The 380-nt window shown below is 78.7% G+C and carries 1 protein-coding gene; it reads right to left on the reverse strand.

All coding sequences use genetic code 11. The features are described from left to right. Positions 1–380: ADP-ribosylglycohydrolase family protein (locus RNB18_RS53505; protein WP_311721246.1), on the reverse strand; the 380-nt coding region annotated here is incomplete at both ends.

Consider the following 380-nt stretch of genomic DNA (forward strand, 5'->3'; position numbering starts at 1 on the left):
CGCCACCGCGCGGCGCAGCGAACGGGCCGTCCAGGAGTCCATCGGGACCACCGACAGCGCCGCCGCGATCACCGAGGCGAGACCCGCGCCGACCATCGCCGCCGCCACCCCGGCCGCCACCGCCTGGCCCCCGTAGATCCCCTCGCCCTCGTGGCTCACCCGGCCGTCCACCGCCACCAGCCGCGCCGCCTCGGCGGGGCGCCCGGCCGCGAAGACCCCGAAGGGGGCCGCCCGCATCGCCAGCCCGTCGCTCCAGGCGTGCCGGTGCTGGGCGGAGATCGGGGCGGCGAGGCCCCGGCGCAGGTTCTCCAGCGTGCCGCGCTCACTGAACCCGGCGCCCCGGAACGGGCCCTCGTCCAGATCGGCGATCCAGTGGTGCC

It is taken from the genome of Streptomyces doebereineriae, from assembly GCF_031845645.1.
Taxonomy (GTDB): domain Bacteria; phylum Actinomycetota; class Actinomycetes; order Streptomycetales; family Streptomycetaceae; genus Streptomyces; species Streptomyces canus.